Consider the following 17256-nt stretch of genomic DNA (forward strand, 5'->3'; position numbering starts at 1 on the left):
CGAATCGCTGAAACTGGTTCAGGCCGACGGCTCGCCCGCCACCAGCGTCAACAACGGGCAGAACCAGATCGCGATCACGTTCTCGGGCGCGGCCATCTCCATCAAGAGCTACTACGTGCGCAATGGCGCGAACGTGGTGACGTCCGCGGTGCTGCCGTCGCAGCTGGTCTATGGCCTGACCGGCCTGGGCAAGGGAACGAACTCCGCCTCCGTCGCCTACACGATCCAGCGCGGCTTTGGCGCCACGGCGCTCAAGCAAGGCGTCCTGACGTCCGACACGCCGAACACCAATTGGGGCTGGTTCGGCAGCAACCTGCTGCCGTTCTACACCTATACGGAAACGTCCGGCGCCGGTTACGCCGAGTTTGTCGACATGGGCGACGGCTTCAGCTGGGACCTGAACAAGGTCAACCTCAGCGATGTGGCGCGCACGCAGCTGGCCAATAGCATCAAGGCGCTGCTGCAAAGCGGGCAGTCGATCTCGCTGGCCGGGCTTGAGCTGTACATGACGAACCAGAACGGCAGCCTGCAAGGCCACGATCTGGGCGTGTACGACAACGGCACGCTGCGCATCCTGACCATCGTTGATGCCGACGGCAACCCGCTGACGGCATCCAGCCCCGACAGCGCCTGGCTGACTGGCCGCATCACGTTCTCGGGCAAGGTGTATGCGCAGAAGTCGCAGCTGGAAGACCTGAACGTCTACCAGAACACCAATGTGCACGACACGACCACGTCGGGCGGCTACACGCCGGTGCTGCAGGGCATGACGGTGAATGCCGGCATCCGCCTGGTGGACAAGGGCTTCACCCAGCAGTCGCTGACGCAGTTCGGCGTTGCCACGCTGACCCTGCCGGGCAACGACCGCCTGGTGCAAGGCCAGCGCGTGGAACTGAGCTTCGCCAATTCCACGCAGACGGCCATCTATTACATCCAGAGCGTCAACGGGCGCGTCGTGACCCTGTCCGACAGCGTCAACGGCGCCTTCAATGGCGGTGCCGCGGTCACCATCGACAAGATCTTCGGCGTGGCGGGGGCGACCCCGGGCGCGGTGACGGTGCGCTTGCTGGACGCGGCCGCCAGTGGCGCCTCGGTGTCGACGGACAACGTCATCACTTTGACCGACATGAATATCGTGCCGGTGACGGACGCCAACGGCCAGGTGACGGGCTACCGCGCCTTGCAGAACTATGACCGCGTCTATCTGAACGACGTGCGCGTGCAGATCGGCAAGACGGCCAGCCTGCAAACCAACGTGGCCTATTACGTGCTGGTGGGCGCGAACAACACCATCCAGCTGTTCGCCTCCAAGGAACAGGCGGTGCTGCATCAGCAGATTGAACTGCTGAACCAGACGGCAGAGGGCAGGGAGCTGGTGAAGGCGTTGTTCACCGACGCCGGCATCACGGGCGAATTGCTCCGGGGCTTTGCGGCGGCCGATGTGAACGGCATGTTCACCGTGTCCACGCACTTGTTCCAGACGCAGGCGGCCGGTTCCACGGCGGGTCTGAACGCGCAGACGCAGGCGCTGCACGAGCAGCTGAAGAACCAGGGCTTCGATCCGAACTACCTGCCTGCGGCGCTGGACATCACGGCGGCACAGAACCTTGTCAAGTCCACGCGTAACCAAATCGTTTACGACTACGTGGTCGACAAGGAACTGGCGCAGACGGCCGAATACCACAACTACTGGCGCGACCGGCTGGAGTCCGCGGCCGGCACGGTCAGCTCGGGCTTGACGTCCGTGGGATCGGGCAGCTTCAAGCTGGCCAACATGAACATCGTGGACGACGGCACGGGGCAGTTGCGCGCCTTGCGCACGGGCGACGAGATCTACTTCCGCCAGTCGATCGGCAATGTGCGCGCCGACACGGCGTACTACGCCATCGTGGGCGCGGACGGCACCATCCGCTTGGCGGCGACACTGGCCGACGCCATGCTGTACCAGACGGGGGCGGGGCAGAACGACGGCCTGCTGGCGCTGTACCCGAACATGGGTGACGCCATCACGGTGGCGTTCGACGCCTCCAGCCTGAACGGCACGGGCGTCGAGGCGTACACGCGCACTTACACGGTGCGCGCCGACGCGCCGGCCCAAACGGCGGCCGAGATCGCGCAGTACGGTCAAACCTATAACGCGGGTTACTTCTTCTACTTCTCGACGGCCACGCTGCGCAACATCGAGAACAACTTGCTGTACCCGGTGTCGGCCGCCATCAATGAACAGGTCTTCGACGTGGACGGCGATACCGACGGCGCGCCGCCTGCGGACCGCTTCCTGAACGTGAAGGCCGGTGGCGGCATCGTGTTGCGCACGTCGGGCCAGGGCTCGATCGGCGCGCAGCTGGGCGACTACACGCTGCAACTGCCCAGCCTGGGCGGGCTTACCGATGACGAACGCGCCAACGTGTTCGACTCGCTGCCCGAGGCCGACAAGGCCATTTTGTCGCGCGCCAACGCCGTCAACCTGGCGGGCGTGTATCACACGCTGTACCGCTACATCGGCCCGGCCGGCACGCAGCCGCTGGACCGCGCCAGCGTGGACTTCTCCGACACCAGCCTGTGGCAGCGCTTTGAACCGCAGTTCTCCAACGACGCGGCGTTCAAGCTGGGCGCGACCTTGCCCGCCAACAGCGCCGTGCAGTTCCTGTTTGCGGACCGCTTTGGTCTGTACGAGAACAGCCGCGAGGTCTTCATCTACAACAGCAAGTTGCTGGAAGGCGCGTCGGCGGGCGAGATCAGCCAGTGGCAGGCCAATGTGGCCGCCGCGCGCGCCAATGGCGTGCAGGTGGTGGACATCGGCAGCGGCTTCCTGGACCCGGTGTGGAAATCCATCAGCGTGCCCTACATGGCGCAAGACGGCGCCAGCCCGCAGGCCTTGGCCAGCGGCATGCTGGTGGGCGACATGCGCGACCCGCGCTACCTGACGCTGAAGCTCACGCGTTCGCTGGCGGTGCAGGCGGTGAACGGCGTGGTGTCCGCGTACAGCGACACCACCGTCGGGCTGGATTCGCCCAAGGGCAGCATCCGCCTGGGCGATATCCACGCCAAGGACGGCATCACCATCACGGTCAGCGCGCAGGGCGGTTCCATCATCGGCACCGACGCCGGCACGCTGGAAAGCGCCGGCCAGGTCAGCCTGGTGGCGGACCGCGACATCGTCGGCAGCTCGCGCGACGGCAACGGCATCTATCAATACGACGCCACGAAGCACCTGCAACTGAGCCTGACCGCCGGCCATGCGCTGTATGTGGAAGCGGGCGGCGTGGCGCGGGTGTCGCAGCTGGGCGCGCAGGACTTGAACCTGGTGCTGGCCAATACCAAGGGCACGGCGGCGGGCGGGTCTTCGTACCAGACCGATGCGAACCTGCTCGTGGGTCAGGTAGTGTCGGCCGGCAGCGTGACCTTGAACGCGGGCCTGTCCATCCTGAACGCCACGTCCGAAGGGCAACGCCAGTACGCCAACGTGGTGCTGTCGGACCTGAGCGCCGTCGAGCTGGCAGGGCTGGGTTATGTGCGCGAAATCTCGCTGATCGCCGGCCAGTCGGTCGGGCAGCTGGGCGCGGACGTGTCGCAGGAAGGCACGCCGCTGTTGGTCAGCGTGTCGGCCACCGACACCCAAGCCTTGGTGCGGGCCTCGGCCACGCAGGGCGTCAACCTGTATGGCATGCATGGCTTGCGCCTGGGCGGCATCGATGTGGTCGATGCCAACGGCGTGCGCGGCGATGTGCGCCTGTATGCGTTGGACGCCATCCTGAACGGCACGGCGTCCGGCCAGGCCGCCATCACGGCGCGCAATGTGTGGCTGGAAACGCTGTCGGGCACCATTGGCGAACTGGGTTCGCCGTTGCTGACGGACATGTCCGGCTATCTGGTCGCCTCGGCGCTGGGCTCGGTATCGATCAGCCAGATCGGATCGCATGATCTGGTGCTGGCGCGGGTGGAATCGCGCTCGCGTGATGAGGTGCATCTGACGAGCGCCGCCAGCATCGTCAATGACAAGACCGCGCATCCGGGCCTGTCCAACGGCCGCGGCGACGCGGTGGTGACGGGCGGCAGCCTGTTCTTCGTGGCGGGCGGCTCGGTGGGCGCGTATATGCAGTCTGACACCGCAGGCGCGGCCTTCAATGACGCGCTGATCGTGGCGGCGGTGGGGCAGGCGTCCACCATCAATGTGCAGGCGCGCGGCGACGTGGCGCTGGTGCAGGTGGGCGCTGCGACCGACGCGCAAGGCGTGTCGCAGGCGCTGTCCCTGAACGTGGGGCAGATCGACGCGCGCAACGCCTGGCTGGTGGCGCGCCACGAGGCGGGCCAGGCCGGTACGTCGGGCGATATCGTGCTGGCGCCGGACACGGTGATTCGTACCGTGGGCGTGCTGAGCCTGCTGGCGGGCAACAACCTGTCGGTGGCGGGCCGCAGCGGCCTGCAGGCGGGCGGCCTGATCCAGGCGGGCCAGCGCATGAATCTGCGCGTTGACCGCGATGACCGTGGCGCCGCCGGTTACGGCAAGGCGTCGGCGGTGGACGTCAACGGCCGCCTGCTGGCGCCCGAGATCTATGTCTACGGTAGCGACGGCGGGAACAACACCATCACCTTCAGCAGCACGGCCGACATCGGCGGCGGGCTGGCGGGCGGCGTGCTGACCCAGGGCGTCTTGCTGGACGTAACGGGCGGGGCGGGTCAGGACACCATCCTGGTCAACGCGCAGCTCGTCAACCAGCAACAGACCACCGTGCGCACCCTGGGCGGCGACGACACGATCACCTTCGGCGCTACGGACGTGCGCGGCGATGTGACGGTGCTGGCGGGCCTGGGCGATGACGCCGTGACGGTCACCCAGACCATGATCGCCGGCACGCTGAACGTGGACGGCGGCGACGGCGACAACGTCATCCTGGTGGACGCGTCCACGGTGGATGGCGATGTGGTCATCGTCACCGGCATCGGCGCCGACCAGATCACGCTGCAAGACAGCGGCGTGACGGGTTCGGTGACGCTGACGGCGGGCGACGGCGGCAATACGGTGTTGCTGGAGACGGTGACGGTGGGCGGAGACACGGCCATCACCACCGGTTCCGGCGTGGACGCCATTACCCTGCTGGACAGCGGCCTGACGGGCGCGCTGACCCTCAACGCGGGCGACGGCGGCAATACCGTCATGCTGGACACGGTGACTGTGGGCGATGATACCGCCATCACCACCGGTTCCAGCGTGGACGCCATCACCTTGTTGGACAGCGGCCTGACGGGCGCGCTGACCCTCAACGCGGGCGACGGCGACAACACGATCCTGCTGAATACGGTGACCGTGGGCGCGGATACCGCCATCACGGCCGGGGCGGGCGCGGATGCCATTGTCTTGCTCGACAGCGGGTTGACGGGCGCGTTGACGGTGGATGCAGGCAACGGCGACAACGCCGTGCTGCTGGATACCGTGACGGTAGGCGGCGTCACGACGCTGCTGGCCGGCGCGGGCGCCGACCTGATCACGTTGACGCATAGCGGCTTTGGCGACGCGGTGTCGGTGGATGTGGGCAATGGCGACAACGTCGTGCTGCTCGATGTCGTGACCATTGCGGGCGCGACGGCCATCACGGCGGGCGCGGGCATCGATCAGATCACCGTGCAGCAAAGCGCGCTGACCGGCGCATTGACGGTCAACGGCGGCAATGGCGACAACTTTGTGCTGCTGGATACCGTGACGGTGGGCGGCGACACCGCCATCACCACCGGCACGGGCAATGACCTGATCGCGCTGGTGGACAGTGGCCTGACGGGCGACCTGACGGTGGCGGCCGGCAATGGCGACAACGGCGTCGTGCTGCAAACGGTGACCGTGGGCGGCGATACGCGCATCACGAGCGGCGCGGGCAACGACCTGATCGGGCTGGTGGACAGCGACTTGACCGGTACGCTGACGATAGCCGCGGGCGATGGCGACAATGTCGTGCTGCTGGATACCGTGACCGTGGGCGGCGATACGCAGATCACGGCCGGCATCGGCAAGGACGAGATCGCCTTGGTCGATACGGCGCTGACCGGCGCCTTGACTGTGGATGCGGGCAACGGTGACAACACCGTGCTGCTGGACACGGTAACGGTCGGCGGCAGCTCGGCCATCACGACGGGTACCGGTGACGACCAGATAACGCTGCTGGACAGCGGCTTGATCGGATCGTTGACGGTGGATGCCGGCGACGGCGACAACGTGATCCTGCTTGACACGGTAACCATCGGCGGCGCGACCGACATTGCGACCGGCGCAGGCGTGGACTTGATCACCTTGGCCGACTCCGACTTCCTGGGCCATCTGGCCGTGGACGCGGGCGCCGGCAATGACAAGATCTGGATGGCGCGGATTCTGCTGGCCCGTGGCGCAACGGTGCTGGCGGGCGAGGGCGACGACTATATCTACCTGTCGGCGCGCGCGCTGGCCGGTGGCGTGTCGCTGCATGGCAATGACGGCAACGACCTGATCGTGCTGGATCAATTGCCGTCGTTGACGAGCCAGCAGGGCGTGCCCGGCGTGACGGACCGCGTCGACGTGGATGGCGGCCGGGGCGCCGATCACATCATCGTGAATCTGGCGGCCGCGCTGACGTCTATTGTCATCAACGTCCACGATTCCGACGACAACGGGCTGGAAAACCTGTCGGATGTGAACACGCTGACCATCAACGGCACCACCGACGACGAGACCTTCCTGGTGCGCGAGCACTTCGTTGCGAAGATCACGCCGCAGGGCGCGGGCTACGCCAACGAGGTGCAGCGCGTGAACTACGACCGCAGCATGACGGGCGGGCTGCGCCTGAACGCCGTGGACGGCGGCAACCGCTTCTACATCGACGACACCAGCACCTATGTGGTGATCGACGGCGGCCTGGGTAGCGACGCGACCAAGCACAACGAGTACCAGGTCGGCCAGCTGTACGCGCTGGATCGCCAGTTCCCGAACGTGGGTGCGGGCGACACGATCGATACGGTGCAGACGACGCAAGGCTATCTGTCGCGCGGCAACAGCTTTGGCCTGACCTTGTACGGCGCGGAGAACAGCAGCAACGTGTTCCGCATCTACAGCAACGCCGCTCCGCTGGCGCTCTATGGCGGCCGTCGCGATGACGAGTTCATGGTCTACGCGTTCAAGGAAGCGCAAGTGCAGGCCAATGGCGAGCGCGGCTATGTCATCAACGGCCCCGTGTCGATCGATGGCGGCGAGGGCCTGAACACCTACACCGTGCTGGGCTCGGAAGACGCGGACGCCTTTGTGCTGACGCAGGAAGGCATCCGGGGCGCGGGGCTGAACACCAGCTACCAGAACATCCAGCGCGTCAACCTGGATGCGCGCGAAGGCAACGACCACATCTACGTGCTGTCCACGCGCAGCAACGTCATCACGACGCTGATTGGCGGGCGCGACAGCGACACCTTCGATCTGTCGGGCGACGTGGCGGGCAATACCATCGTGACGGGCCGTGGCGGCGCGCGCGATGTGTTCGATGGCGCGCAACCGGTCAGCATCACGGCGCAGCCGGGCCAGCTGGACGCCAACGGCGGCAATACGTTGTCGCTGTCGGTCAACCTGGACGCCAGCGTGCTGCCGCGCCCGGTCACGGGCCAGGCGTATGTGTCGCTGAGTAGCGCCATGGTGGCGTCGGCCTTGTATGGGTCGCTGACGCAGGGCGTGGGCCTGAACGCGGCCGACTCGCTTGCCGCCGCCATGCAAAGCCTGCAAGGGCGCGGTCTGCTCCTGTCTACCGACGGCGGGCTGACGTGGCACCAGAGCGTGGTGTTGACGTTTGACGCCAACGGCGTGGGAGCGCAAGCCTGGGGCGCGATGCAGCAGGTGCTGGTCAAGGTCGAGGATGGCGTGGGCGCAGGCCTGCCGCCGCTGAGCCTGGCGGGCCGGGACTTGCATCTGTCGGCTTCGCTCTTCACGACGCTGCCGGGCCTGCAAGACGTGGCCTTGCCGCCGATTCTGGTGCGCGTGGCGGACCCGGCCTATGCCGGCCCCGCCAACGAGCCGGGCAAGGTGCGCGACCCGCGCGCGACGGATCAGCCCATCATCACGGTGGATCCGGTGACCGGCGTCAGCTACGCCAATTACGGCGACCAGCCGCATGACGTGTCGGGCATTCAGGGCACGCTGCTGATCGAGGGCGACACGTTGGACCGCCCCGACTACGACGCCACGCTGCGTGCCGGCGTGGGCCTGCCGGGCGAAACCGACGGCGTGCTGGGCGCGCGGTATGACGGCGTGGCCTCGGCCTCGCCGGTCAATGACCGCATCCGCCTCTTCAACGACGGCACCACCACCGGCCAGACCGGCATGCAGGACCAGGTCGACAATATGGGCGGTCTGGACCGCGTGTATGACAACGCGCAAGCGGGCGACTTCGGCCGCATCACCGGGCTGGGCATGACGCCGGGCCTGGGCGGTGCCGGCGGCACGGTGTCGCAAGCCAGCCAGGCGGGCACGCACGTGTACGACCGCGGCATCCTCTTCCACGGCGTGCAGTCGGTGAACACGATGCTGGGTCAGGGCGACGACACCTATACGGTGCGCCACGCCACGGTCGGCACGGTGACGCTGGTGCAGGGCGGTGGCGGCAACAACCTGCTGATCGCCGAAGGCAGCACCGTGGGCGGCACCGACCGTCCGGTGCTGCTGTTCGGGTCGACCAGCCAGGACGACGCCTACTACACCGCGCTGCCGGGACAGCGCGTGGCGGGGCAGGCGCTGCACTTCGGCACCGCGGGCAACAACGTGCTGGACGCGCGCACCACCACGCAGGGCGTCATCCTGTACGGCGGAGCGGGCAACGACCTGATCTACGGAGGCTTGGGCAATGACCTGATCGCGGGTGGCGGCGGCAACAACGTCATCCATGCGGGCCAGGGCAACAACATCGTGTTCGGCAACGCCGGCATGAATATCGACCTGGGCACGCCGATGAACATGGGCTCGGCGGCAACGGCGGATGTGCAATCGCTGGCGGCGCTGACGCTGGTGTTGACGCCGCAGCAGGCTGCAGGCCTGGCGGTGGGCGGTTCGGCCGACTTGCTGGCGGCCGGCGGCAATACGATCACGGCGGGCGACGGCAACAACATCGTGTTTGCCAACTTCGGCCGTATCGTCACCGTGGATCCGGTGAACTACCTGCGTAACCGGGGCGACTTCATCGACGCCGCGGCGCCGGGTACGGACGCGCGCTATCTCGCGGGCGCCGGCCTGCAGATGCTGGAGACGATCAACCTGCCGGCGGGCGGCCTGAACACCATTACGGTGGGTGCCGGCCGCAACGCCCTGTTTGGCGGCATGGGCGACGACATCATTCGGGCCGTGGGCGCGGGCGGCTTCAACCTGATCGCCGGCGACGGCGCGCGGGCGTTGTTCACGGCCGGCGGCCGCATCGCCATGTTCGAGTCCACGCATCCGTCGGTGGGTGGCAAAGACAGCCTCTACAACAACGGCGAAGGCGTGATGATCGGCGGCATGGGCGCCGACCTGCTGGAAAGCGGCGCGGGCAACAACGTGATGTTCGGCGACAACGGCCGGGTGGTGCTGGTCAATGACCGCATGAGCCTGATCGAAACCATCGACATCGCGTTCGGCGGCGACGACATCCTGTTGGCCGGCCCCGGCAACAACGTCATGTTGGGCGGCATTGGCGCGGACAACTTCCGCGGCAGCCTCTCCAAGGACGTGATGGTGGGCGACTTCGCGGCAATCTATATCCAGCCGGAAAGCGGCCGCATCATCAACCTGACTCGCTTCGGCCAGGGCGGCAACACCCCCGACCTGATCACGCGGGCGATGGAGGACTTGTTCTCGTGGAACGGCAACTTCGGCGACTGGTCGCGGCCGGTGTTCGGCGCGCTGTCCACCCGTTGGGGCGCGGACAGCTACCTGAATGGCGGTGTGCAGGATCTGATCGACCGCATCCGCCTGGGCGCGGCGCGCCCGGACATCGTGATCGACCGCGACGGCGGCGGGCTTTCCGATTATGCTTCGTCGGCCGCGGCGGACGAGGTATCGATGCGCACCGATCAGACGGTGCAGGATGGCGGCCAGGGCTATGCGGGCGGTATGTCGGCCGCACCCCAGCCGGCATCTCGGAAGGCGCCGCCCGTGGAACCGGCCGACGAGCAAGCGCCGCAAGCCGACGCGCAGCCGGTCGCAACGCTGCCGGATGGCGAGCAAGCGGCGCTGCGCGCTGAAGGCCAGGCCGACCATTCGGCGGCTGCCGCCGAGCCTGCGTCGGGCGCGTCCGCGGCCGAACGGGTGGCGATGGCGGCAGGGGTGGGCTTGCTGGGATTGAGCGGCGCGTTGGGCACGTCGGGCAACGGCACGGTCGTGTTCAATTCGAAGACCAATACGTGGGAACCGAAGGCCGCCCGCAAGCGCGGCTTGAGCGTGCGGCGCGAGGCTCCCCAGCTTACGGAGATTGGAAGCGAGGATGAATGATGCAGTCGTGCCCGCGCAGGTCAAGCGCGCGGACCTGGCCTGGTGGTCGGCGCTGTCGGGCGCCAGCGACCGCCAGTCTTTCCTGGACGCGTGGCTGGCCTTGCAGGCCGGCCAGTTGGCGGGGGTGCGTCACGCCGCGTTGATCCTGGGCGAGCCGGACACCGGCCCATTCGAGGCGGTGTCGCAATATCCCGTGGGCAGCCGTCCGTGCGCGTCGTTCTACGGCGCGGTGGACGAATCCCTGCAGGGCAGGGAGGTCGCGGTGTCGGCCGATGCGCATGCGCTGGTGGTGGCCTATCCCATCGTCCTGGCCGGGCGCGTCCATGGCGTGGCGGCCTTCGAGACCGCCATGCAGGCGCCCGAACCCCTGGTGCAGGCGCTGCGCTGGGGGACGGGCGTGCTGGAATTCTGGCTGCTGCAACGCCAGGAAACCGACAGCGCGCAGACGGTCGAACGTCTGATGGTCGTGATCAACAGCGTGGCGCGCGCACTGAAGGAAGGGAAGTTCAAGGACGTGGCGCTGACCCTGGTGACCGACCTGGCCACCCGGCTGGAGTGCGACCGGGTCAGCATCGGCTTTCGCCAGGATGGCCGCAGCAAGGTGTATGCGCTGTCGCACAGCAGCCGGCTGGTTCAGAACATGAACCTGATGCGCAGCGTCGCCGAAGCCATGGACGAGGCCATCGACCAGAACACGACGCTGTGCCTGCCGCAGGACGAGGGCCGTACGATCCAGCTGCGCGCGCATCAAAAGCTGGCGCGCGAATTCGGCAACCGCAACGTGCTGACCGTGCCCTTCGCGCCGGAAGACGAGGCCCGTGGCGCGCTGGTGTTTGAACGCCCCGACAACCAGCCATTTGACCGGCAAAGCATCGAGCTTTGCCAAAGCGTGGTGCTCTTGACCGGCCGGGTGCTCTATCAACGCTTGCAGCAGGAACGGCCCTTCTGGCGCAAATGGCGCGATGGGGCCTTGCGCGAATCGGGCCGCTTGCTGGGACCGCGCCATATCGGGCGCAAATTGCTGGCGCTGGCGCTGGTGGCCGCCGTCGCCTTCGGCGTGTTCGCCCACGGCCCGTACCGCATCAGCGCTACCGCCACCGTGCAGGGCGTGGTGCAGCGCGTGCTGGCGGCGCCGTTCGACGGCTACATCAGCGAGGCGACGCACCGCGCGGGCGACGACGTCAAGCAGGGCGACGCCCTGGCCGCGTTGGACACGCGCGAGACCGAACTGGAACTGCTGCGCGCCGGCAATCTGGAAGTGCAGTACCGCCGCCAGGCCGAAGAGGCGTCGGCGCGGGGCGACAGCGCGGCCGCCGCCATCGCGCAGGCCCAGGCCCGCCAGGCTATGGCGCAAATCCAGTTCTACCGGGAACAGGTCCAGCGGTCGACCTTGCGCGCGCCCTTTGACGGCATGATCGTCAGCGGCGACTTGAGCCAGCAGCTGGGCGAAGCCGTCAAGCGCGGGCAAGAGCTGTTCAAGCTGTCGCCGCCGGACGGCTACCGGCTGTGGCTGGACGTGGAAGATCGGCTGATCGACGACGTGGCGGTGGGCCAGACCGGCCGGGTGGCGCTGGCCGCCATGCCCGACCGGCAGATTCCGTTCACGGTTACGCGCATCGTGCCCCTGGCGCAGGTGCAGGAAGGCAAGACGGTGTTCCGCCTGGAAGCCAGCCTGGACCCGAAGTCGGCGCCGGCTTTGCGGCCGGGGATGGAGGGCGTGGGGCGCATCGACATCGATGAGCGCCGCTACGTCTGGATCTGGACGCATGGGTTTTTTGATTGGCTACGCCTGAAATGGTGGGGCTGGTTCGGCTGACGAGCAGAAGATGTCTAGCACCGCGCTCTATAGCAATTCCTGGCACCGGGTCAGCACGCTGCGCCCGCGGCTGCGTTCGCACATCCATATCCATCGCCACGTTTACCGGGGCGAGGTCTGGTACGTGATGCAAGACCAGAGCAATGGCGAATTCCACCGCTATACGCCCGAGGCCAACCTGCTGATCAGCTTGATGGACGGCCGCCGCACGGTGCAGGAGATCTGGGAAATCGCCTGCGGCCAGCTGGATGACGACGCCATGCCGCAGGACGAGGTCATCCGCCTCATGGCGCAGTTGCACCGCGCCGACGTGCTGACCACCGATCGCGCGCCCGACGTGCGCGATCTGGTCGAACGCCGCAAGCGCCAGCGCATGCAGAAGGTCAAGCAATACATCGGCAACCCCAGCGCGCTGAAGATGCCGTTGCTGGACCCCGACCGCTGGCTGACGCGCCTGCTTCCGGCTTACCGCTGGCTGTTCACCTGGGTGGGCGCCTTGCTGTGGCTGGGCGTGGTCGGGGCGGGCGCGGCGCTGGGCGCCATGCACTGGCAGACGCTGACGCACAACATCTGGGACCAGGTGTTTTCCACCGGCAACGTGCTGGCCATGGCGCTGGTCTATCCGGTGGTCAAGGCCATCCACGAGCTCGGGCACGCCTGCGCCGTGAAGGCGCGCGGAGGCGAGGTCCATGAAATCGGCCTGATGTTCCTGCTGCTGGTGCCCATCCCGTATGTGGACGCCTCGGCGGCCTCGGCCTTCGCGGACAAGCGCTGGCGCATGCTGGTGGGCGGGGCAGGGATCCTGGTGGAACTGTTCCTGGCGGCGGTGGCGATGATCGCCTGGACGCAGCTGGATCCGGGGCTGGGCCGGTCGCTGGCCTATACCGTCATCGTGCTGTGCGGCGTGTCCACGCTGTTCATGAACGGCAATCCGCTGTTGCGCTATGACGGCTACTACGTGCTGTCCGACGCCATCGAGATCCCCAACCTGGGCCAGCGTTCCAACGGCTACCTGGGCTATCTGTTCAAACGCTATGCGCTGGGCCTGCGCGGCGTGGAGGCGCCGCGCGCCACCCCGGGCGAACGCGCCTGGTTCGTCGGGTATGCGGTGCTGTCCTTCTGCTACCGCATGTTCATCATGTTCCTGGCCATCTTCATCATGGCCGGGCAGTTCTTTTTCTTCGGCGTGCTGCTGGCGATGTGGGCGCTGTTCAACACGATCGTGATGCCGCTGTGGCGCCTGGGTCGCCAGTTCTACGCCGACCCGCAGATCCAGGCTCACCGCTTCCGTTCCTATGTGATCTGCGGGTTATGTGTGCTGGGCGTGGCAGGCCTGGTGGGCGCGGTGCCCATGCCGTCGTCCACCGACACGGAGGGCGTCGTCTGGGTGCCGCCGACCGCGCAGGTCAGGGCGCCCGTGGCCGGCTTTGTCCGGGCCCGCCAGGCGGCCGATGACGCGCCCGTGGGGATGGGCGCGCCGCTGATGGCATTGGAAAACGATGAATTGATTCGCCGCGACGCCATGTTGGCCGCGCAGGTTGACGAATACCAGGCGCGCTACGTGCAGGCCTATGCGCAAAACCAGGTGCAGGCGGCCATCATGCGCCACCAGTGGACCAGCCTGCAAACCGAGCGCCGGGCGATCCAGGAACAGGTGCAGGCGCAGCAGGTGCGCAGCCCGCACGCCGGGCGCTATGTGTCGGCGCAGCCCGAAGACATGACGGGGCGCTACGTGCAGCGCGGCGAGTTGCTGGGCTATGTACTGACGGATGCCGAGACCGTGCGGGTCGTCGTGCCGCAGTCCAGCCTGGAGCGTATCCACCGGTCGCTCAAGGATGTGCGCGTCCGCTTGGTGCAGGACAGTGGGCAGGAATTCGTGGCCACGATCGCCCGCGAGGTGCCCGCCGCCACCGACGAATTGCCCAGTCTGGCGCTCAGCCTGCAAGGTGGGGGCAGCATCGGCGTGGACCCGCGCAAATCGCAGGAAGGGCGCGCCAAATCGTCCGAAAACCTGTTCGTCATGGACCTGACCCTGCCCGAGGACGCGCCGCGCGCCTATCTGGGCGCGCGCGTCTACGTGAAGTTCTCCCACGAGCCCCGCCCGGTCGCGCTGCAAGCCTACGATGCCGTGCGCCAGATGGTGCTGCGCCAGTTCCGGTTCTGACATGCACGCCTTTGCCGCCCTGAACCCCGACCCGCTCTATCCTGAAAAGGAGAGCGAGCGCCATGCCAACAAGCTGGAAGCCTGGGGCACGGGCACCTTGCGCTGGCTGGGTCGCAAGTGGCGCGAACCGCTGTGGCGCACCCGGCGCATCCTGTCGCGCGTGCGGCGCGAAACCGCGGCGCTGGGCGATATCGACCTGGCAGGCGTGCGTCGGCGCGCAGACGACATCGCATTCGACCTGCGCGCCAATGGCATCACGCAGGAGAGCGCCGCGCGTGCCTTCGCGCTGATCCGCCAAGCGGGCCGGCTGGCGCTGGGCAAGGCGCATTTCGATGTGCAATTGCTGGGCGGCTGGGCCATGTTGCAAGGCATGGTGGCCGAAATGCATACGGGCGAAGGCAAGACGCTGACGGCGACGCTGCCCGCCGCCACAGTCGCCATGGCTGGTCTGCCCGTGCACGTCATCACTACCAACGACTACCTGGTGGAACGCGATGCGCAGATCATGGGGCCGATCTACGAGGCGCTGGGCCTGTCGGTGGCGTGGGTCAGCATGGAAATGGACATCCCCGCGCGGCGCAAGGCCTACCAGGCGGACGTGGTCTATTGTTCCAACAAGACGCTGGTGTTCGACTACCTGCGCGACCTGATCGTGCTCGATAGCGACAAGGACGAAGACGCGCTGCGCCTGGAGCGCTTGCGCGGGGCGCAGGGCAGGCTGAACCAGCTGTACCTGCGCGGTCTGTGCTTTGCCATCGTGGACGAGGCAGACAGCGTGCTGGTGGACGAGGCGCGCACGCCGCTGATCATTTCGGGCGTGCAGGAAGACGACACCACTGAGGTCACGCGCCAGGCCATGGAACTGGCGGGCGGCATGGTGCCCGAGCATTACCGCCTGCACCGCGGCGAGCGCCGCGTGACGCTGACCGAGCTGGGGCGCGAATACCTGCGCGGGCAGTGCGCCGCGCTGCCTGCCCCCTGGAGCATCCCGTTCCGGCGCGAGGAACTGGTGCTAAGCGCGCTGACCGTGCTGCATCTGTACCGGCTGGACGAGCAATACATCATCCGCGACGAGAAAATCATGGTCGTGGACGAGTTCACCGGCCGCGTGATGCCGGACCGGTCCTGGGGCCAGGGCCTGCACCAGATGCTGGAACACAAGGAAGGGCTGGAGCTGAGCGAACCGCGCGCCACGCTCAAGAGCATCAGCTACCAGCGTTTTTTCAAACACTATCTGCTGCTGTCGGGCATGACGGGAACCGCGGCCGAGATCCGCGCCGAACTGGGCCGCGTGTATGACCTGCCGGTAGTGCGCATTCCCACGCATCGCAAGTCGCGCAGGCGGCACGCGCCGGATGCCGTCTACCCCACGCTGGCCGAGAAATGGGCCGCGGTGCGCGACCGCACCCGCGCGCTGCACCAGCAAGGGGTGCCGATCCTGATCGGTACGCGCTCCGTCGCGGCGTCCGAGCAGGTGGCGCAGGTGCTGGCTCAGGCGGGCCTGCCCGCCGTGGTGCTCAACGCCAAGCAAGACGCCGACGAAGCCGACATGATCGCGCGGGCTGGCGAGATCGGCAGCATCATGATCGCCACCAACATGGCGGGGCGCGGCACTGACATTCCGCTGTCCGACGCCGCGCGCGAGGCCGGCGGCCTGCATGTCATCCTGACCGAACGGCATGAATCCGCACGCATCGACCGGCAACTCGAAGGCCGCTGCGGGCGCCAGGGCGACCCGGGCCATGTCGAGGCCATTCTGTCGCTGGAAGACGCGGTGCTGGATAGCGTGACCGGCAGCGCGTGGGCCAAGCCCATGCAGATCCTGCGCGCGCCCCGCGCTCAGGGATGGCATGGGTTGGCCGCGCGCTGGTTGCGGTTTGCGCAAGCCCGCACCGAACGAAAACTGGCCCGCGACCGCCGCCAAATGGTGGCCGCGGATGAAGAACTTGAAAACTCCCTGTCGTTTTCCGGGCAGGGCGACTGACATGCAAAGATCCCATCCCATGACGCTACGCCTTCGACTGCTTTGCCCCGCCTTGCTGGCCGGCCTGCTTGCCGCCACCGGCGTTCGCGCCCAGGGCCTTCCGCCGGATGCCCGCCTGCCCGTATTGACGGAGCCGGCCTTGTCCACGCAGGGCGACAATCTGCATGCGCCGATGGCCTGCCTGATCGAACCGTTTCAGGTGTCCGAGCTGGGCAGCGCATCGGCGGGCGTGCTCAGCAATGTGCTGGTACAGCGCGGTGACGTCGTCAAGAAAGGCCAGGTGGTGGCCGAGCTGAACACCAGCGTCGACGAAGCCACCTTGGGGCTGCGCCGCGCCGAAGCGGCCTACCTGGGCCGCGTCGTCGAGCGCAATGCCGACCTGTTCAAACGCCAACTGTTGCCGGCCGGCGACTACGACGAAATGACCTCGCGCAGCCGCCAGGCGCAGCTTCAGGTGGCGCTGCAGCAGGCGATCCTGGCCGAGCGCAGCATCAAGAGCCCGTTCGACGGTGTCGTCGCGGAACGCTTTGCGGGGCCGGGTGACCGCGTCAACGACAACAAGATCGTCAAGCTGGCGCAGATCAACCCCTTGCTGGTGAAGGTGGTCGTCCCCGAAGGCCTGTACGGGCAGATCAAGGCCGACGCAGGTGCCGAGGTTACGGTGAACCAGGCCATCAGCGGCAAGCCGCTGCAGGCCAAGGTGTGGCGCATCGACCGGGTCATGGACGCGGCAAGCGGCACCTTTACGGTGCTGCTGCGCGTGCCCAATGACGGCAATGCCATCCCGTCGGGGATCCGGTGTTCGGTCAAGTTCTGAAAACAGGCGT

At 67.2% G+C, this 17256-nt stretch carries 5 protein-coding genes (1 of these 5 cut by a window edge); all 5 read left to right on the forward strand.

Annotation, left to right across the window (positions count from 1 at the left end; all coding sequences use genetic code 11):
* Tightly spaced (at most 19 nt apart), the 5 genes in view from CEY09_RS00105 to CEY09_RS00125 form a layout consistent with a single transcriptional unit that may run on beyond the window.
* Positions 1 to 10465: the 3' portion of a DUF4347 domain-containing protein gene (locus CEY09_RS00105; protein ID WP_088587083.1), read on the forward strand. Its footprint begins 22157 nt before the window's first position; 10465 of the gene's 32622 nt are visible here — the last part of the coding sequence; its start codon lies beyond the left edge, outside the window; its stop codon occupies positions 10463 to 10465.
* On the forward strand, positions 10458 to 12281 hold the full coding sequence (locus CEY09_RS00110) for an efflux RND transporter periplasmic adaptor subunit (protein ID WP_088587084.1): 1824 nt from the start codon (positions 10458 to 10460) through the stop codon (positions 12279 to 12281). The genes CEY09_RS00105 and CEY09_RS00110 overlap by 8 nt, the downstream gene beginning before the upstream one ends.
* Before the next feature lie 10 nt (positions 12282 to 12291).
* Positions 12292 to 14445 carry an efflux RND transporter periplasmic adaptor subunit gene (locus CEY09_RS00115; protein WP_088587085.1) on the forward strand — a complete coding sequence of 718 codons (2154 nt, stop codon included), beginning with the start codon at positions 12292 to 12294 and terminating at the stop codon, positions 14443 to 14445.
* A gap of 1 nt (position 14446) precedes the next feature.
* Positions 14447 to 16429, forward strand: a complete 1983-nt coding sequence (locus tag CEY09_RS00120; RefSeq protein WP_088587086.1) for a preprotein translocase subunit SecA — start codon at positions 14447 to 14449, stop codon at positions 16427 to 16429.
* Between the two features lie 19 nt (positions 16430 to 16448).
* Positions 16449 to 17246 (forward strand): efflux RND transporter periplasmic adaptor subunit, encoded by a 798-nt coding sequence (locus CEY09_RS00125; protein WP_088587571.1) that lies wholly within the window; start codon positions 16449 to 16451, stop codon positions 17244 to 17246.
* The last annotated feature ends 10 nt before the right edge of the window (positions 17247 to 17256 follow it).

The organism is Achromobacter marplatensis (genome assembly GCF_002209535.1).
GTDB lineage: Bacteria > Pseudomonadota > Gammaproteobacteria > Burkholderiales > Burkholderiaceae_B > Achromobacter > Achromobacter marplatensis.